The following is a 17,192-nucleotide window of genomic DNA, read 5'->3' as shown; positions in this document are numbered from 1 at the left end:
GTAGAGCCACCGACAACGGGTGGCCGGGCGTCGAAAACCCGATTGCTGTTGTTGTTTACGCTTGTCAGCCGGCACCGCGCGTGGTGCCGGCTGGCAATCCGTCTGCCGGCTATGGCGGGCGGGGCGTGGGGGTCTTGTACCCGCCGGTTCCCAACATCCGGTTTTCGAGCCACGCTCTGCCCGCCACCTTTATCGGTGGCGGCTTCCCCCTGCTTGCACGGAGCCCGTCATGACCACGCCGCACTCCCCGCCCCCGCGCCCCATCCAGGAAGCGCGCTCGAACGCTCCGGCCCCGGACCCCAACAGCCTCATCGCCATCCTGCACGCCATCGGCGCTGGCGCTGCGGCCGACGGACAGCCTTGGCCCGAGCGGCATCACCTGCGCAGCCGGCAGATGCAGTTGTCCGACGCCGACTGCGCGCTCACCGGCCAACGCATCGTGCAGGAGATCCTGCTGGCGGCCGAGCGCACGCGCCAGAACGGCGAGCCGGAGCAGTACGTGGGCGACCGGGTGATGGAGGGGCTGGTGATGGCCGACCTCGCGCTGACCGCCTTCATCCACGAGCGGATGCGACCCAAGGACTGAGCGCGCATATGGCGCGGCGTTTTCTGTCTGTGTGCGGAGTGACGAATGAATCGCAGCGCCCTCTTCTGCATTGTTCCGAACTTTCTCGGGATTCACGCGAATCGGGCACCTCGGGCACCGTTTCGGCGCAACTTGTGGCTGCACTGAAGCCCAGCTAGCATCGGTCCAACGGCTTTCCCGTTCTGCCCCCGCATCCATAGATGGACGCCCCCGTGACCGAATCGACCGCCACTGAAGTTTCAGCCGAAGCCGCATCTCACAAGGGCGAATTCTTCCTGATCGACGCCGGCCTCCTGGGCAACGGCAGGGTTCCAGGCATAGAGATCGCCAACGAAGAGAAGCTGATCGATCCAGGGATGAATGTCATCTCGCGTCCTGATGGAACGCCAGGCCAGTATCCGGAGCGCCCCCACCTGATTCATGTGCCCCAGAAGGGAGCAATGCCACGCGATCTGGAAGAACTCGCTGGCATCTGGATTGTGTCGGAACCGTTGAAGCAGCTGTTTGAGCGGATGGACCCCGAAGCGTTTGCCTTTGTGGCCTGCGACTTCAGCCTTGCCGACGGCAGCCCCGGCCCTCGGTACTACCTGGGCAATGTGCTGCGCAGGCTCGATGCCCTGGATGAAGCCGCTTCCCGCGTGAGAATCAAGCTCGACCACAACTATCAGACCGGCGAGGACGAGAAGCTTTACAGCCTTGTCGGCGGAGCCAGCCTGGTGTTCAAACAGGACGTTGTGGGTGATGCCCATATCTTCCGCCAGGATCGAATGGGCGCACCGCCCATCTGCGACCGCGCGATGTTTGATGCATTGGCTGCGGCCAACTTCTCCGGCGTACGGCTGCGTGATGTAGCCGATCTCTAAGACGAGCTCCTTCAAACGGATTCTTGAACGAGGTGGTGCGCATGGCCGACACGCCGGTTTTTCAGGGACACCATCTGATCGAACAGAATGCGTTCGAGCAAAGCCAACTGCTGAAGTCGCTTGCCAGGAGTGGTCATTTCACGCTCCACGGACCCGACAACATTCTCAACCTGCCCGCGAACCCCGCGCTGGCAACCCGCCTGGGTATTTCGCCACACTCAGGCGGCCCGTTGAGTGCGTACACGGATCAACTGAAGTTCGTTCTCGACGACCTCACGGAAACCTACGATGGCCGAACCCTGCTGGCGAAGGATTCTCCGCCGGATGTGCGCGCTGCCGCCGCCGAGCGTATGGGTGCCCGCATCCAGAACCTGGAATACACCCTTCGCGCCGGCATCCTCAACGGCGACCTGGTCACCAACACGCCCGAGAACATGACCGCGGCGGAAGCCAACGCCAAGATCCGCACATTCTTCTCCGATCTGGACGGCTACCAGCGCACCCACGCCGCGCAGATTGCGGAACTGAAGACCCTCAACCCCTCCGAGTTGCGCTGGCGCGCTGTCACCCAGTCCGAAGCCAACGTGAAGGCGGCGCTGGATGCCATCGACGAACCCGGCAACTCGACCCTGAGCGAGCGCTGGGGTGGCCGCGCATCGATGGGCACCGCGATTCAGGAGGCCAACCAGGGCGGTCGCCTGCCGCTGACCGAGCACACCGCTGCCCGCGTACGCACTGCGTTCAACCCGGAAATGCCACTGACCATCGTGCGCCCTGGCCCGGCAAGCACGGCCCCGGAACTGGCTGGCTCTGCAGGGCGAGCGGGCGCTGCAGAAGGTGCCGCCGAAGCTGCCGCCGCGCGCGGACAGATTACCGGCGCCCGCGTACTCGGGGCCGCGGGTGTCGCCGCACTGGCCGTGGACTTCGCCATCACCGGCCACCGCGTGGCCGAGTTGCGCAGCGAGGGCAACGACGCCGGCGCAAAATCTGCGGCCACCCACTTCGTGGGGCGTACCGCGGGCGGCTTTGGCGGCGGCTTCCTGTTGGGCGCAGGGTACGGAGTCGTTACCGGCTCGTGGACCGGACCAGGTGCGCTGGCTACCGGGCTGCTGGGCGGTGTGGCCGGCGGCTTCGCCGGTGAGTACTGGGCCCAGTACCAGGACAAGAAAGCCGTTTACACCCAGGTGGACCGCAGTGGCAACGAATGGAGCCGCGACCCGGAGGATGCAGAGGGCACCTGGAGCCGCAGCGTGCGCACACCGCAGCCCGACGGAAGCTACCGCGAGATCACGATGGTCGCCGGTGGCCGGCTGGTGGACGAGCTGAACTACAAAGCCGCCAACGACTCATATTCACTGGGCATGGCCAACCTGCCCAGGCCGCAGCCCCCCTTCAAGCTCGATGCAGGCGGCGAGAGCACGCCGCCGCGCGAGCCGTTTGAAACCAACCGCCACTACGTGCGCAATCCGAACAACGGCGAATGGAACCTCTCCATCCACTCAATGATTGATGGACGCGTTCCCTTTGACTACAGCGTGCCCGTCGGCCCGGAAAAGTCCGGCCAACTGGAACGGGAATCGCAGCGCATCATTGCCCAGAACGCGGCAAACACGCCCGAGGCGCTCGCCGCCCGTTACCAGGTCGCGTTCAACCAGTACAACTGGCACGAGTTCGCCACCATTGAGCCGGTACCGGAGGTGATCACCAACGCGCTGACCCAGACGCAGCCCCTGCGCGCTTCCAACGGCGAGAAGTACACACAGGACGCCAACGGGCAGTGGCAAACGCCGGGTTGGGTGTATGGCACCAACCCGGCCGAGGGCAGCATCATCGAGGAGCTCAATCGTACGCGCCAGAGCCAGCAGGCCGGCGTACGGGAGCTGACGTCCATGGCCGACATCGCCCGGGCCAACCCCACGCCGACCGAGTACGGCCTGCGCAGCCAGGTGGTGGACGCCTACTGTAGTGCCGGCATTGTGCGCAGTGCCGAAGAGATTGATGACGCCGTAGCCGCCGTTGCCCAGGATCACGCACGCGCCGTGCCCGACTTCGGCACGTTCACGCTGCAGGTACAGAAGGATGGCTCGCTGGCCACACTGGCTGGGAAAGATGACGAGCGCATGCAGATCGTTTCCGTCACCACGCCAGAGGAGATTGCTCAGGCACACGTGCGGCGCTCGACCGCTCCGCAGGAACAGCCATCCGCAGTCGCTCCTCCGAGCGCACCCTCGCCACATACCACCTCGCCTGCTACACAGAACAGAACTGAAGTAGACCAACACCACAGCACAGCGCCACGCCCGGAGAACGCCGGGCTGCTGGGGCAGTTGCGCTCGTCGGTGGCCATGCTGGATGAAAAGAACAACAAACCGTGGGACCAGAGCAGTGATCGCCTGCTGGCCAGCGCCTACAGGCTTGCGGCAGAGGCCGGGTTCAAACCCGGCGACAAAATAGACATGGCGTTGAATGAGGCCACCGAAACCCGTGCTGCGGGTACCACATTGTTCGTGACGCGCTCGGGGCCGGGCGCGTCATCGGACCCCGCCGCCAACCGGGTGCAGATGCCGACGCAGGACGCGCTGGCGGCGGCACCGGAGCAGCAGTATGCCGCGGCCAACCGGAGCCTCGGCGCTCAGGACCAGGAGCGGTCACAGCAGCTGGCGCAAGCGCAGGAGCGGCAGCAGGAAGAGAGCCGGCAGGGACCGCGGATGGGATGATGGCAGCGGTTCTGGCTGATCAACGTCGATCCACTTGATACCGGGCGAGTTCCGGCGCTGATGTTGCAGAGACTGGGTGCCGCGAAGGGAGAAGGCTGGCTCCAGGCACCTGTCGGAATCCTCCTAGCCACTTCGCCAGCAATTCCCGATAGCTCCCCGCAGAGCACCTGCCGCACCATCAAGCGTCTCTTCGCAGGAACCCACACATGAGCCTGGCACTGGTGCGCATCGAGGTATATCTCTCTGGTGGCCTGCCGGTCACCCAGATTGTCGGCCTAGCCGAGACCAGCGTGCGCGAGTCGCGCGAGCGTGTGCGGGCTGCGCCACGGCATGTTCGTCAGCCCACGGAATGCATCGGGCGTCGGACCCGTCGACTACTGGGATGTAAATCTGGTCAGCATGACCTTGCCCGAGGATGGGCGAACGCCGTGGATCTCGACACCTCGAGATTGGTTTCTGAAAATCACTGTGATAGAACTAATCATGTAGTAGCCGCAGAGCGATGCTGTTGATAGCTCGAAATGGATCTTCTCTGTCTGACAAGGAGGTTACTAACGTGTCGCTTGATCAACATCTTGCGCCTCGCACCATCACGCTTCTCACGACATATGGTTGCACTGCCGAGTGCCGTCAGTGCTGCTTCGAGTCGAGCCCGCGCGTCAAAGGCAGGCTTTCTCTTTCAGAAATGACCGAAGCAATATCGGATGCCAAGCGCAGCTATCCATCGCTGATCGTAGCTGTCTTCAGCGGTGGCGAAGCCACGATGCTTAAAGCAGACCTCACAGCAGCGATAGCGCATGCTACGCAGGAGGGCCTTTCCACCAGGATCGTAAGCAATGGATCCTGGGGCAAGACAGCCGCCGGCGCACGAAAGAAGGTCGCTGAGCTCGTGGGAGCCGGCCTGAAAGAGCTAAACCTGAGTACTGGCAAAGACCACCAGGAATGAGTACCTGCCCAGAGCATCATGCACTGTGCCGTGGCGGCGGCTGAGCACGGCTTGTTCTGCCTCATAACGGTAGAGGCGGACGTCGAAGGAAATCCTCACTTTCGCGCAGTGGTCGATCAGCCTGAGATCCAATCGCTCCTGCAATCGAAGAAGGTTGTCATACAGTCCAATTCCTGGATGCCCTTTCAGGACATCGACGATGTCCGAGGCGGGATTGTGGCGAAGCATACGCTCCGCAAGGGCTGCGGCCAGATCTTCGACAACATCGTGATTACGCCTTATCGGGAGGTCTCGGCGTGCTGTGGCCTGACGCTGGAACATATCCCAGAGATGAAGCTTGGCAGCATTCTGGATGAGTCTGCCTCTCAGCTCTATCGTCAGCAGACAGATGACTTCCTCAAGTACTGGATCCACGTCGATGGGCCATACCAGATCATCGAGCAGATGCTTCCGGGGCACTCATCAGAGGAGCTCCTCAAGGACGTGGTCCACATCTGCCAAGCCTGCGTGATTCTCCACAAGAACGAAGAGCTTCGTGCTCGATTGCTGGAGCGGCACAAGGAGTTCATGCCCTCGGTGATGACCCGATTCTTCCTGGCCAAAGCCATCAACACAGCAGGCCTGAACAGAACTACGAGCGAACCCGCCATGGAGGCATTGCAATGAAGCGCCGTCGTTTCATCCAATCCACACTGATCGCTGCAACGGTGGCGCCAGCTGCCGCCGGCTCCGCCGCCTCTAGCACAGGCACCCGACTCTACGGAACACCAGGCAGCCTGACAGGAGGCTCTCGAGGAGCCGATCGCTTCCTGCTCCCTATCTCCAGAGCTGGCGTGCCGGTGGAGGGTTGGCTCGAGTACTCCCGATTCAGTTCTCTGATCGAAGATTTGCTGCTTGATCCAGCAGCCAGCGCCGAATTCAATCGCAACCCTTCCGCCTTCTTGAAATCACGGGGCATGGATGGCTCAGATCTGGTCAAGAACGACGCCAACGTTGCGCTGCTGATTGCACTGTCTCAGCCGGAGGTCAAACAGGCAGTTCTGAGCAAAGACTATCGCTCGGTCATTTCCTATCTGCAGGCGGCAGGCACGTTCTCCCCGGTGTCCACTGATGCGCTGACCAGAAGTGTCTCTCAGGTCATCAAGCGCAATCGTGACTCCATTGTCAGCGAACTTAAGCTTCCCCCAGGAACAAAGCTCGACATCGAATCCTACAAGGCGCTGCTCACTACTTCTGGCGGCGGCGCCACGCCACTGGATGCCGCTGCCTTGGCGGCGATTGGTGGCAACAATGATGCTCTGGTTCTCGGTGCGTTTGCCTTGCTCGTCTCCGCCGTTCTTGCAGCGGTTGGGGTCCACTCGGCGGTCGTTGTGTTTACATGGGCGGCAGTGGTTTCAAGCGTCAAGGTTGAAGGTGGCGGGGACGACAATGAAGAGAGTCGCGCGGCACGCTCCTATGGCGACCTCCTTCAGCGCTCCGATGCAGGCGCTCAACAGAACATCGAAGTAGCCGGACGTCTTGCACAACTCACGGGTTCTGTCGCGGTGTATGACCTGACCAAGGACGACCTGGCAAAGGCAGAGCTCGGGGCATTCTTCGTGGCGATGAAGGAGCACAGCCTACTGGACTACGATGACGTCGACCTCCCAGGATTGGTCGAAGCGACGCTGTTGTACACCCAGAAATCGCTGAGCGTGAATTAGGAGGTCAGAGCGAATGCAGTGCACGATACCCGTCTCGCTGGTCAACCGCGGCATGCTCCTTCAAGAGCTCATTCCTGCCTTCATCCTCTTCGCCTGCGCCATAGGCCTAGCCCTCTACGGTGGTCTTGATCCCAGGAAGAAGTTGTTTGGAGTGGGCCTGCTTTGCGTCATCGGAATGATGACTTCGTTCTCGACCGCCATGCTGGCATTCCGCTCCAAGATTGTCGTCGAAGAGGATGTCGTCACCCTCTATGCCGGCATCTACAAGGCCAACGTTCCCCTCTCGGGTCTGGCAAATGCAGAGGCATCCGATCAGATTGGTGCTTCGCTGCGTAAGCGCACCAACGGAACAAGCTCCAGGGGAGTGAATGCCGGCTGGTTCGAGGACCCCAGCGGCCGCAAGGTCTTCGCTATTTCATCAAGCCCTGGACGCGTGCTACTTACTACTTCCGGTGAGTTCAGCCTGGTCATGGACAAGGCTCTGTACGCCGAGCTCGGCCGCTGCGGCGTTCTATCGCCCCCCAGTGAGGGGCCATAGGTCGGATTGTGTCAGCGCTGCCTGAGCCCGATTTTCGCTCAGCTGGGGCGCGCCTCGACGCCCCCCCACTATTCAGGCCGAGGGGGCATCGGTAGATCACCGGAAAGCCAACAAAGACAAAATCGACCCACGTAGCTGCTCTGCGGGCGACATCGACATCTACCGCTAGGATCACTACATCTGGTTGGCTGACGTCCCCCCGTGATTGAGTAGCGCGACGGTTTGGAGTCCAATCCTCAACGACAAGGAGATTGGACGTGAAGAAGCGTTTTTCCGAAGAACAGATCATCGGCCTCCTGCGCGAGGCCGAACACGTCATGTGGCGGACGCAGTCGCGGCTGATACCAGCAGTTCTAGAGGAAAGCGGAGTTGGGCGAACACTCATGGCCAGTCGAACCGGGCCGGGGTTGGTCGGAATCTTCCTAGCCACCTCAACACCAAACCCCGATAGTCCGCTGCAGGTCACGTAAAGCACCATCAAGCGCCCCTCTGCAGGAAACCACACATGAGCCTGGCGCTGGTCCACAGCCGTGCCCGCGCCGGGGTCGATGCCCCACTGGTGCGGGTGGAAGTGCATCTCTCTGGCGGCCTGCCTGTCACGCAGATCGTGGGCTTGGCCGAGACCAGCGTGCGCGAATCTCGCGAGCGCGTGCGTGCTGCCCTGCTCTGCGCGCGTTTCGACTTTCCACAGCGGCGCATCACCCTGAACCTGGCGCCTGCCGACCTGCCCAAGGAAGGCGGTCGCTATGACCTGGCGATTGCCTTGGGCATCCTCGCTGCCAGTGGCCAGGTCGACCCACAGTCGCTGCTGCAGTACGAGTTCCTCGGCGAGCTGGGCCTGACCGGTGAACTGCGGCCGGTAGCCGGAGCGCTGCCGGCGGCGATTGCGGCGGCCGAAGCCGGGCGCATTCTGGTGGTGCCGCCGGGCAATGCCGCAGAGGCAGCTTTGGCCGAGCATGCTGATGTGCGGGTGGCCCGTACCCTGCTGGAATGCTGCGCGGGGCTTGGCAATCCGCGCCTGCTGCCACCCGTGGAGCGCGTGGACACGACGCCCCTGCCACTGCCTGATTTGGCCGACGTGCGCGGGCAGGCGCATGCACGGCGCGCGTTGGAGGTCGCCGCTGCGGGCGGACACCACCTATTACTGATCGGTAGCCCTGGTTGCGGCAAGACGCTGTTGGCCTCACGCCTGCCCAGCCTGCTGCCGGATACCGAAGAAGCGGAGGCGTTGCAGCTGGCGGCGATTGCCTCGGTGAGTGGTGAAGGGTTGGACCCACGACGCTGGCGGCAACGGCCTTTCCGTTCTCCCCACCACAGTGCAAGTGCGGCGGCGCTGGTGGGTGGCGGCAATCCGCCCTGCCCCGGTGAAATCTCGCTGGCCCATCATGGCGTGCTGTTCCTGGACGAGCTTCCGGAATGGAATCGAAGTGCGTTGGAAACCCTGCGCGAGCCGCTGGAATCCGGCCATATCCGCATCGCCCGCGCGGCGCGCAGCGTGCAGTATCCCGCGCGGTTCCAACTGGTGGCAGCGATGAACCCTTGCCCGTGTGGCTGGGCCGGTGACCGCAGCAACCGCTGCCTGTGCAGCGACGAACGTATCAACCGCTACCGCGCGCGGGTGTCCGGCCCGTTGCTGGACCGCATCGATCTGCATATCGGCGTGACGCGCATGGATGCGGTGGAGCTGCGGGAAAGCACGCCGCTGGGTGAGCCCAGTGCATCGGTGCGTGAGCGGGTGGAAGCCGCGCATGCGCGGCAGCAGGTGCGTGGCGGGCTCAATGCACATCTACCGCCGGCTGCGCTGCGTGCGTGCACAAAATTGAGTGAGGCCGATCAGGATCTGCTGGAGCAGGCGATTGAGCGTCTGCAGCTGTCCGCACGGGCGATGCACCGCATTCTTCGGGTGGCGCGCACGATTGCTGATCTGGCTGATTGTGAAACGATCCAGACGGCGCACCTCGCCGAGGCGATCGGGTATAGGCAGCTGGACCGTGGACGGTAGAATCGGCTATTGCGCCAAGCGCAGGCTTCTCAGGTAAAGCTAGAAGCATTTGACTAGCAACTGGCCCTGCCAGGAGCTCCCTGCCCGACAGGCCGACCGGAGCATGGCGCGCATGGCTATCTGATCGGGCGAATTGCGGAGGCTTGCGGAGCGTCGGCCAGTTGAAAGCTTCGCCCCCGCCAACTGGCCTTGAACGGGCCTTAGCAGAGTTGATCCTTGCGGCCAAGGCAAGTCGAAATACAAACCAGTCCTGCATCTGCATCTAGCGGAGCGGGCGTTGATTCGCCGGCTGGGCAAGGCTGGATGCGATCTTTTCAATGCCATCCGCCAGCGAAGTCCTCACCTCCGCAAGTCGATCAAGCAGCACATCGATATTCTCGTCGGAACCACCGAACCACATTTCGGTCTCCAGTTCCGCAGTGATTGCGTGAAGTTCGTAGGCCTGCGGGCGCAACTCCGGGAAATGCAACAGAGCGATCCCATAGACGTCACTGGCGGGTTTTGACGCCAGACCTTCGGCGGGCGGAGGAAGAATGGCATCGCCCACGCGAGAATTGATATGCCCGTCCACGCAACGGATCCTGACCAGCTCCATCCCAGCCCATAGTTCCGCAAGCTTGGAATTTTTCACATCACGGGCCGCCTGCCCCTGTGCCAGCTGAAGCTTCTGAAGCTCTCTGGCATGTTCACGTGACATCTTTCGGGACTCAGCTACGGATACACAGATCTGTGCGATCACCGACGAAACGACCGTTACGAAACCCGTTGCAATGATTACAACAGCTTCTGAAGGCATCTGGCTCATCATGCGTTCACCCAACCAGTCAAGTTGCATTCTCCTGATACCGGTATCGCACCGGAATCCCAACCGGAATGATAGATCTCGCAGTGAGAAGTCGCAGCAAGCAGTTGGTTCCCAACAACATCAGTAGCCCGCGCTGTGCAACGGCAACCTTTGTTGCTTGCCCAATAGCACCAGCCGCCGGCTGACCAACCCGTACAGCGCTTCCAGCTCCGCCGCGCGCTCGGCGGTCATGTTGGTACCGAACAACACCCGCGACAGCGCCGTCGGGTGGGTGTCGTCGGGGAAGCGCATGCGGTCGCGATAGACCTTCTGGCAGGCCAGCCACGCCTGCGGCAGCCCACCACCGGGTAGCGGGCGGACCACGCGTTCGTAGACCTGCCAGAACTGGTATTCGGCCCGCAGGTCGATTGCAGGCGCCACGGACAGCGCCTGCCGGGGCCGTCCTGGGCCCCGGATGCCGAACAACGGGGTTCGCGGGTTGTGCTGAGCCATGCCGACAGCATGACCCAGCAACATTGTGGGAACCTTGCGTCGCCGCCAGAAAATCCCTGTTGATTGCGCAAGGCGGGTTTGTGGACGGACCTGGGCACCTGCCTGGGGACCGCCAGGTGCATCCACGCATGGCGTGGATCTACTTAGAAGGTCATCGAGGTGCTGAACATCAGCTGCCGTGGCGCGCTGCGCTGCAGGGTCTGGTAATCCCCCGAGAACGACGAGCCGGCGATGGTGGCAGTGCCGATGTTGTGGCGGTTGAACAGGTTGCTCACGTCCAGCCGCAGCTCTAGGCCGGGCACCACACTGTCCGCACCGAAGCGATAGGCGGCATAGGTGTTGACCTGCCAGAAGGTCGGCACGCGGATGTCGTTCTCGTAGGTGAAGGGCTGGCGCAGGTAGGAGGTGCTGGTGGCACCGAAGCGCCAGTCACCGAAGTGCGCGGAAAGATCACTCACCAGCGAGATCTGCGGGTAGCCCGGTTGGGCGTTGCCCTTGATCGGGTACACCGTGTCGCCCACCACGAAATCGCTGTCGTAGTACGAACGGGCCACGGCCACGCCCTGGTAGAACTGCAGGTGGTCGGTCAGGTCGGCGGTGATGCCGAGGTCGGCACCAATCACGTGCATCTTCGGCATCAGCCGCACGGTATTGATCTGAGCGAACTGGGTGCCGATGGCGGCCGACAGCAGGCGGTTGCGGATGTCGTTGTAGAACACGTCACCGGTGATCGTCAGCCGGTCGAAGCGATGCGACGCGCCGACGGTCAGATTCCAGTTCTTCTCCGGGCGCAGCGTGCCGGCCACGCGGTCGAACTCTTCCTGGTCGGTGATGGTCCACGCCGAGGCGGTGTAGCCGATGTTGCCGCGCTGGGCCACGCGGTAGCCGTTCATGGTGTTGGCCAGGTCGATGAAGGCATCGGTGGATTCGGTCGGGCTCCAGAACAGCGAGACATGCGGCAGGAAGTTGCTCTTCGCGCGCAGCGTGCCGTTCACCGGCCGGTCCTTGGCATCGCCGAGGCCGCCGCCGCTGGTGCGGAAGTCCACGGCCTTGAAGCCGACACCCAGCTTCAGTGTGTCGTTCAACACGATGTCGTCCTGCAGGTAGAACTGGCGCGAGCGGGTCACCCAGCTCGATGCGTTGTCGGTCTTGAACGCGGGGCCGTACACATCGAACGGGCCGGTGGCCTTCAGCGGCGGGCCCTCACCCAGCAGCGGCTGCTGGTACCACTCGGTCTTGGCCGCGGCCTTGCTCTTCTCCTGCCAGACGCCAGCAGTGAAGGTGTGCGCGCCGGTCTCGAACTGCAGGTTGAGCATGCCGCCCAGCCGATTCACGCGCGGCGTCTGCACCTGTTCGGAGAACGGTGCGCCGTTGGGCGACGGCACGGTCGGATCGGTCAGCGTGGCCTGGGTGTGGCTGTTGGCGTTGTAAAGCTGCACGTTGCCACTCAGGGCCGGGGTAATCTGGAAGCGATGGTTGATCGAGGACACGCGGTCGCGGGTGATCTGGCCGGTGTCGTACGGGATCAGTTCGGACAGCTCACCGCAGGTGTAGGCGCCGCAGGATTTGTCCGCATTCTCCGGCGAGGCCACGTACCAGGCCCACGCATAATCGGGATAGAAGATGTCGGCCTTCCAGCCCAGCTTGCGGATCATGTCGAAGGAGATGTTGTTGTAGCCCCAGACCTTGGCCTTGCTGTCGGACAGGAACACGGTGAAGTCACCCCAGGCGACATCCTGCTGCAGCTTCAGGTCGCCGCGCAGGAAGTTCTGGGTGCCCTCGCCCTGGTACTTGTCGGCAGACACACGCTGCAGGTCGACCAGCACTTTCGGGCCATGCTCGCCGAGCTGGCCACTCTGCCCGGACACGGTGGTGACCAACGTGTTGTTGCTGCCCACGCCCTGTTTCACGCGCAGGCTGGGCGTGTCCTGCAGCTCGCGCAGGCGGTATTCCAGGCTGCCGCCGTTGACGCTGCTGGAGAACACGCTGACCGGTGCGCCACCGGGGCTGACCGTGATCGCGCCGATGCCATCGGGCACGCCCACGTTCACCACGCTGGTGCCGGTGAGCGAGAGGAAGCCGTTGTCGTTCAGCGGCACACCCTCGAAGGTGATGCCCATTTCGTTCATGCGAAAGCCGCGCACGAACAGGCTGGTGGCCGAGATATCCAGGCCAAGCCCGTCGGTGGCGGTGTAGCTGGCGCCCGGTACCTGCTTGAGCATGGCCAGGCCGTTGTTGCCGGTGACCATCGCGTCGAGGTCTTCAGCCTTGATGATGTAGCGGTTGGGGCCAACCACCTGGGTAGGCGCAACGGCCGCGCCGCGTGGCGTGGCGATGACCTGCAGCGCGTTCAAGGTGGTGGGGGTGTCATGTGTGGCATCGTGCGTTTCTGCGGCGTACGCAGGTGCGGTGATGGCCGTGATGATGGCCAGAGCGAGGCGCGTCGTGGGTGGGGTGTTCATGGGCAGATCCAGGGTGCAGGGAGAGAGCGGCGCCGGCGCACGCCCAGCGCGTTGCAGCACCGGTGTCGGCGCCCTGGCTGGCGATGCGATTGCGTTGGGGGTGTGACGGCGCAGTGCGCGCCGGTCAGCAGCAGAGGAAGACAATCCCCTGCCTCAGGATTCGATGGCGTGATTTCGACGTGCGAAATTCTTGCATCGCAGTGCCGCATCCGCCATTGCACCGTGGTACAGCGCCAATGGCGGTGGGGATGGGTGGGTTATACGCGGGTATAGCCCTGGCGTGGTAGAGGCCGACCTTGGTCGGCGCATACGGCGTGCGTGTGCCAACCAAGGTTGGCAACTACCTGGGCAGAGGGAGCCTGGTAGAGGCCGACCTTGGTCGGCGCTTGCCGTCTGCGTGTGCCAACCAAGGTTGGCACCTACCAGGGCAGCTGGGCGCGCGGTTACTGCAGCACGAAGCGCTCGATCGCGCGCGCCACGCCTTCGTCGGCATTGCTGGTGGTCTCGAACCGCGCCACCGCCTTCACCGCGTTGATGGCATTGCCCATCGCCACGCTGGTACCGGCGTACTGCAGCATGGTCAGGTCGTTCTCCTGGTCACCGATGGCCATCACGTTGGCGCGGTCGATGCCCAGGTGCTCGGCCAGCTTCTGCAGGCTCGGTCCCTTGCCGGCGCGGTGGTCGAACACTTCCAGGAAGAACGGTGCGCTCTTCAGCACCGCAAAGCGCTCGGTCAGCTCGGCGGGCAGGCGCGCGATGGCGGCATCCAGCACGTCGGGCGCGTCGATCATCATCAGCTTGATGAAGGACATGGACGGGTCCATGTCGGCCACGCGGCGATACGACAGCGGCATCCGCGAGAGATGCGAGTCGGCCACGGTGTAGTAGCTGATGTCCTGGTTTGGCGTGTACATGCGCTGGCTGTCCAGCGCCTGGAAGTGCACGCCCAGGTCGCGGGCCACCTGCTCGCAGAACAGGAAGTCGTCGAAGCTGAGCGGATACTCGACCACGGTTTCGCGCGTGCCGATGCGCTGCACCAGGCCACCATTGCAGGCGATGCAGTAATCATCGTCGCCGGTGATGCCCAGCTCGTGCAGGAACGGTGCCAGGCCGGGAACGGGGCGGCCACTGGTCAGCACGATGTGCACGCCCAGCGCGCGCGCCTGCGCGATCGCCCGCTTGGCCCGGGCGGTGAGCGTGTGGGTGGGGTCCAGCAGGGTGCCATCCATGTCGATGGCGACCAGTTCGATGGTCGATTGCCTGCGGCCCATGTCCATTGCGTTCAACTCGTGCGGGGCACGCCAGTTTAACCCCTCATGCCCGGTTCACCTCTTTGCCCACGTTGGCCGGGATACTGCGGGAGCCTGTGCGTCCCCCACCGCAGGACGGCCCGCTGACCGCCCTTCCCTGGAGAACCTTGCGACGCATGACCTACCGTGCCCCCGAAACCAATGACAGCGCGCCCCTGGCCCAGCAGATCGAGCAGATGATCGACGAATTGCCCGGTGAGCAGGTCAGTATCGGCACCCTGCTCAGCGCGCTGGGCGATGAAGGCCTGCTGCTGATCGTGATCCTGCTCTCGGCCATCTTCATCATTCCGGTGTCGATTCCCGGGCTGAGTACGGTGTTTGGTGCCTCGATCCTGCTGATCGGCCTGAGCCGCGTACGCAACCGCCCGCTGTGGGTGCCGCAGAAGCTGGCACGCCGCGAGATCGCCACCGACAAGCTGAAGGCCAACCTGGGCCGTGCGCTGAAGTGGGTGCACCGCATGGAGCGCCTGTCGCGGCCGATGCGGCTGGCGGTGATGGTGCGCTCGAAGAAGATGATGCGCCTGAACAACCTGATGCTGGTGTTCGCGACCCTGCTGCTGATGGCGCCGGCCGGGCCGATTCCGTTCAGCAATACCTTGCCGGCGCTGGCGCTGATGTCGTTTGCGATTGGCTTCATCCAGCGCGATGGTGCGGCGGTGGCCGCTGGTTATGGTTTCGTGGTGGCTACGGTGGTGTATTTCGGCGTGCTGCTGGGTGGCGTGGGGTTTGCTGCCGAGTCGGTGTTCAGCGGGCTGCGCGCGGCACCTTCGGAAGTGTAGAGCCGGGCCCAGGCTCGGCGGCTTATGGCTTTTTGTAGAGTCGAGCCATGCTCGACTGCTGCTGGCAAAAGCAGTCGAGCATGGCTCGACTCTACAAGGGCCAGATCCAACGCAGTCGAGCGTGGCTCGACGCTACAGAACTACTTGGCTGACACCCGCCACACCACGTCGCCCACGTCATCGGCGACCAGCAATGCACCCTCGGCATCCATGGCCATGCCCACTGGCGCGCCCATCAGCGTCTTCTCGTCCTTGGAGGCGAAACCACTGACCACGGTCTGCGGCCGCCCGGTCGGCTTGCCGTCCTTGAACGGTACGTAGACCACTTCGTAGCCGCTCAATGGTGAGCGATCCCAGCTGCCATGCTCGCCGATGAAGGCGCCGCCGTGGTACTGCGCCGGCAGTGCCTGGCCGGTGTAGAACAGCAGGCCCAGCGGTGCCACGTGCGAGCCGATGGCGTAGTCCGGCGTGATGGCTTTCGCCACCAGGTCCGGCCGCTGCGGCTGCACGCGCTCGTCCACGTGCTGACCGTAGTAGCTGTAGGGCCAGCCGTAGAAGCCATCTTCCTTCACCGAGGTGAGGTAATCAGGCACCAGGTCGGCACCGATCTCGTCGCGTTCGTTTGCCACCGCCCACAGCTTCCCGGTGCTCGGCTCCCAATCCAGCCCGGTGGGGTTGCGGATGCCCGACGCAAAGATGCGGCTGCCACGGGTGGCCACGTCCACTTCCAGCACCACCGCGCGGCGGTACTCAACGGCCAGGCCATTCTCGGTGATATTGCTGTTGGAGCCCACGCCCACGTACAGCTTGCTGCCATCGCGGCTGGCCAGCAGTTCCTTGGTCCAGTGGTGATTGATGGTGCTGGGCAGGTCGGTGAACTCGCGGCCCTTGTCGGACATGCGGGTTTCGCCCGGCACGTAGTGGTACTGCATGATGTTGCCGGTGTTGGCCACGTACAGCGTGTCACCGATCAGCTGGATGCCGAACGGCGAATGCAGGCCTTCGATGTAGACATGCTGGGTCCAGGTGTTCGTGCCCGGCGTGCGGCGCAGCAGGGTGACCCGGTTGCCGCCCTTGCCGGCCTTGCCCGAGCGTGCCTTCACCTTGCCGGCAATCCACTGCTTGGGCGTGGTGACCGGTTCTTCGCCGGGGCCATTGCCCTCCACCACCAGCACATCGCCGTTGGGCAGGGTCAACAATCGCCGCGGATGCTGCAGGTTGGCGGCGATGCGTTCGATCTTCAGGCCTTCGGCCACCGTGGGTGACTGCCCATCGGCCCAGCCCACGCCACGTGGCACCTGCATCGGCGGCATCAGGAAGTTCTTCGGTGCCGGCAGCGGCGGCTGCGCACCGGACTGGTCGGCGGGATGGTACTCGGCCTTGCCGGCACAGGCCGACAGGGTCACGGCCAGCGCCAGCGCGGCCACGGTGGGCAGGATGTGCTTAGCCATGACGGCCTCCCTGCAGCATCGGCGGCTGCAGTGACAGCAGGATCAGGCCCAGGGCGATCAGGGCCACGGTCAGCGCCGACAGGATCGTGCCCGGCACGGCAACGGCATACGCATCGCGGCTGTGCACGAAGGCGTTCCAGATGGCCAGCACCACCGCGACCAGGTTGAGGAAGAAGTCGATGCGGTCGATGCGGGTGCCGGTACCGTTGCGGCGCCAGACCGCGAACAGGTTGATCAGGCGCGGAATGATGGCGATCAACAAGCCGAAGGTGATCAGCCAGGCAGCGGCCTTGCCCCACATCACCTCGGCGCTGTTGAGATAGATCGCGTCGAAGATCAGCGCGCCGACGAAGAAGCCGAAGGGTATCGGGTTCAACAGGCTGAACAGCGTGGTGCCGAGGCCGCGATGGGCCTGGGCCAGAGGGTTGACCATCATCGTGCTCCGATGCGGAAGGGTGCACGCGCTGTAGTAGCACAGCCGGATGTGAGGGCGCGCGATGATGCCGGGTAGATCCACGCCATGCGTCGATACGCGTGC

Annotated in this window: 16 protein-coding genes and 1 pseudogene; 11 read left to right on the top strand and 6 right to left on the bottom strand. The window is 63.5% G+C overall.

What is annotated here, in order from left to right; genetic code table 11:
• The first annotated feature begins 229 nt into the window (after nucleotides 1-229).
• From R1L06_RS04305 to R1L06_RS04260, 10 genes and pseudogenes are all read left to right on the top strand, one after another.
• The gene (locus tag R1L06_RS04305; RefSeq protein ID WP_153676133.1) at nucleotides 230-586 is read left to right on the top strand and encodes a hypothetical protein; all 357 of its coding nucleotides are present in this window, start codon (nucleotides 230-232) and stop codon (nucleotides 584-586) included.
• Nucleotides 587-786: 200 nt separating this feature from the next.
• Nucleotides 787-1,449 carry an imm11 family protein gene (locus R1L06_RS04300; RefSeq protein ID WP_006399598.1) on the top strand — a complete coding sequence of 221 codons (663 nt, stop codon included), beginning with the start codon at nucleotides 787-789 and terminating at the stop codon, nucleotides 1,447-1,449.
• Nucleotides 1,450-1,490: 41 nt separating this feature from the next.
• The gene (locus R1L06_RS04295) at nucleotides 1,491-4,166 is read left to right on the top strand and encodes an XVIPCD domain-containing protein (protein WP_317217002.1); all 2,676 of its coding nucleotides are present in this window, start codon (nucleotides 1,491-1,493) and stop codon (nucleotides 4,164-4,166) included.
• A gap of 206 nt (nucleotides 4,167-4,372) precedes the next feature.
• A pseudogene (locus tag R1L06_RS04290) lies at nucleotides 4,373-4,489 on the top strand (magnesium chelatase domain-containing protein); the annotation flags it as partial.
• 233 nt (nucleotides 4,490-4,722) lie between these two features.
• A complete protein-coding gene (locus R1L06_RS04285; protein ID WP_317217001.1) occupies nucleotides 4,723-5,112 on the top strand; it encodes a radical SAM protein in 390 nt (129 codons plus the stop codon).
• An 18-nt stretch (nucleotides 5,113-5,130) separates the two neighbouring features.
• Nucleotides 5,131-5,778: an SPASM domain-containing protein gene (locus tag R1L06_RS04280; protein WP_317217000.1), complete on the top strand. Its 648-nt coding sequence runs from the start codon at nucleotides 5,131-5,133 to the stop codon at nucleotides 5,776-5,778.
• Complete coding sequence (locus tag R1L06_RS04275) at nucleotides 5,775-6,815, top strand: hypothetical protein (RefSeq protein WP_317216999.1); 1,041 nt, start codon at nucleotides 5,775-5,777, stop codon at nucleotides 6,813-6,815. Before R1L06_RS04280 ends, R1L06_RS04275 begins: the two co-directional genes overlap by 4 nt.
• 13 nt (nucleotides 6,816-6,828) lie before the next feature.
• Nucleotides 6,829-7,353, top strand: coding sequence for a hypothetical protein (locus R1L06_RS04270; RefSeq protein WP_317216998.1), 525 nt, complete (start codon nucleotides 6,829-6,831; stop codon nucleotides 7,351-7,353).
• A gap of 257 nt (nucleotides 7,354-7,610) precedes the next feature.
• Nucleotides 7,611-7,823, top strand: coding sequence for a hypothetical protein (locus R1L06_RS04265; RefSeq protein WP_317217018.1), 213 nt, complete (start codon nucleotides 7,611-7,613; stop codon nucleotides 7,821-7,823).
• A gap of 35 nt (nucleotides 7,824-7,858) precedes the next feature.
• Nucleotides 7,859-9,355, top strand: coding sequence for a YifB family Mg chelatase-like AAA ATPase (locus R1L06_RS04260; protein WP_317216997.1), 1,497 nt, complete (start codon nucleotides 7,859-7,861; stop codon nucleotides 9,353-9,355).
• 262 nt (nucleotides 9,356-9,617) lie between these two features.
• Here the strand turns inward: R1L06_RS04260 and R1L06_RS04255 are convergent, their stop codons facing one another.
• The 4 genes from R1L06_RS04255 to yidA all read right to left on the bottom strand — a co-directional run bounded on the left by R1L06_RS04255 (nucleotide 9,618) and on the right by yidA (nucleotide 14,391).
• Nucleotides 9,618-10,190, bottom strand: coding sequence for a hypothetical protein (locus R1L06_RS04255; RefSeq protein WP_317216996.1), 573 nt, complete (start codon nucleotides 10,188-10,190; stop codon nucleotides 9,618-9,620).
• Nucleotides 10,191-10,280: 90 nt separating this feature from the next.
• Complete coding sequence (locus R1L06_RS04250; RefSeq protein ID WP_317216995.1) at nucleotides 10,281-10,676, bottom strand: hypothetical protein; 396 nt, start codon at nucleotides 10,674-10,676, stop codon at nucleotides 10,281-10,283.
• 119 nt (nucleotides 10,677-10,795) lie between these two features.
• Nucleotides 10,796-13,114 (bottom strand): TonB-dependent receptor, encoded by a 2,319-nt coding sequence (locus tag R1L06_RS04245; protein ID WP_317216994.1) that lies wholly within the window; start codon nucleotides 13,112-13,114, stop codon nucleotides 10,796-10,798.
• Nucleotides 13,115-13,557: 443 nt separating this feature from the next.
• Nucleotides 13,558-14,391 (bottom strand): sugar-phosphatase, encoded by an 834-nt coding sequence (gene yidA, locus R1L06_RS04240; RefSeq protein ID WP_317216993.1) that lies wholly within the window; start codon nucleotides 14,389-14,391, stop codon nucleotides 13,558-13,560.
• A 149-nt stretch (nucleotides 14,392-14,540) separates the two neighbouring features.
• Between yidA and R1L06_RS04235 the strand changes: the two genes are divergently transcribed.
• Nucleotides 14,541-15,203, top strand: a complete 663-nt coding sequence (locus R1L06_RS04235; RefSeq protein ID WP_317216992.1) for an exopolysaccharide biosynthesis protein — start codon at nucleotides 14,541-14,543, stop codon at nucleotides 15,201-15,203.
• Between the two features lie 140 nt (nucleotides 15,204-15,343).
• On the opposite strand, the gene R1L06_RS04230 is transcribed toward R1L06_RS04235, so the two are convergent.
• Both R1L06_RS04230 and R1L06_RS04225 read right to left on the bottom strand, forming a co-directional pair.
• The gene (locus R1L06_RS04230; RefSeq protein WP_317216991.1) at nucleotides 15,344-16,654 is read right to left on the bottom strand and encodes a PQQ-dependent sugar dehydrogenase; all 1,311 of its coding nucleotides are present in this window, start codon (nucleotides 16,652-16,654) and stop codon (nucleotides 15,344-15,346) included.
• On the bottom strand, nucleotides 16,647-17,087 hold the full coding sequence (locus R1L06_RS04225; protein ID WP_317216990.1) for a DUF2231 domain-containing protein: 441 nt from the start codon (nucleotides 17,085-17,087) through the stop codon (nucleotides 16,647-16,649). Before R1L06_RS04225 ends, R1L06_RS04230 begins: the two co-directional genes overlap by 8 nt.
• Nucleotides 17,088-17,192: the final 105 nt, after the last annotated feature.

The organism is Stenotrophomonas mexicanensis, from assembly GCF_032911605.1.
Taxonomy (GTDB): Bacteria; Pseudomonadota; Gammaproteobacteria; order Xanthomonadales; family Xanthomonadaceae; genus Stenotrophomonas; species Stenotrophomonas maltophilia_A.
This window is presented reverse-complemented; position numbering and strand designations above follow the sequence as displayed.

Coding starts and splice junctions, on each gene's coding strand:
- R1L06_RS04230 (WP_317216991.1), bottom strand. CDS start 16,654: ATGGCTAAGCACATCCTGCCCACCGTGGCCGCGCTGGCGCTGGCCGTG.
- R1L06_RS04270 (WP_317216998.1), top strand. CDS start 6,829: ATGCAGTGCACGATACCCGTCTCGCTGGTCAACCGCGGCATGCTCCTT.
- R1L06_RS04300 (WP_006399598.1), top strand. CDS start 787: ATGGACGCCCCCGTGACCGAATCGACCGCCACTGAAGTTTCAGCCGAA.
- R1L06_RS04295 (WP_317217002.1), top strand. CDS start 1,491: ATGGCCGACACGCCGGTTTTTCAGGGACACCATCTGATCGAACAGAAT.
- R1L06_RS04280 (WP_317217000.1), top strand. CDS start 5,131: ATGCACTGTGCCGTGGCGGCGGCTGAGCACGGCTTGTTCTGCCTCATA.
- R1L06_RS04225 (WP_317216990.1), bottom strand. CDS start 17,087: ATGGTCAACCCTCTGGCCCAGGCCCATCGCGGCCTCGGCACCACGCTG.
- R1L06_RS04255 (WP_317216996.1), bottom strand. CDS start 10,190: ATGCAACTTGACTGGTTGGGTGAACGCATGATGAGCCAGATGCCTTCA.
- R1L06_RS04235 (WP_317216992.1), top strand. CDS start 14,541: ATGACCTACCGTGCCCCCGAAACCAATGACAGCGCGCCCCTGGCCCAG.
- R1L06_RS04305 (WP_153676133.1), top strand. CDS start 230: ATGACCACGCCGCACTCCCCGCCCCCGCGCCCCATCCAGGAAGCGCGC.
- R1L06_RS04275 (WP_317216999.1), top strand. CDS start 5,775: ATGAAGCGCCGTCGTTTCATCCAATCCACACTGATCGCTGCAACGGTG.
- R1L06_RS04245 (WP_317216994.1), bottom strand. CDS start 13,114: ATGAACACCCCACCCACGACGCGCCTCGCTCTGGCCATCATCACGGCC.
- yidA (WP_317216993.1), bottom strand. CDS start 14,391: ATGGACATGGGCCGCAGGCAATCGACCATCGAACTGGTCGCCATCGAC.
- R1L06_RS04250 (WP_317216995.1), bottom strand. CDS start 10,676: ATGTTGCTGGGTCATGCTGTCGGCATGGCTCAGCACAACCCGCGAACC.
- R1L06_RS04260 (WP_317216997.1), top strand. CDS start 7,859: ATGAGCCTGGCGCTGGTCCACAGCCGTGCCCGCGCCGGGGTCGATGCC.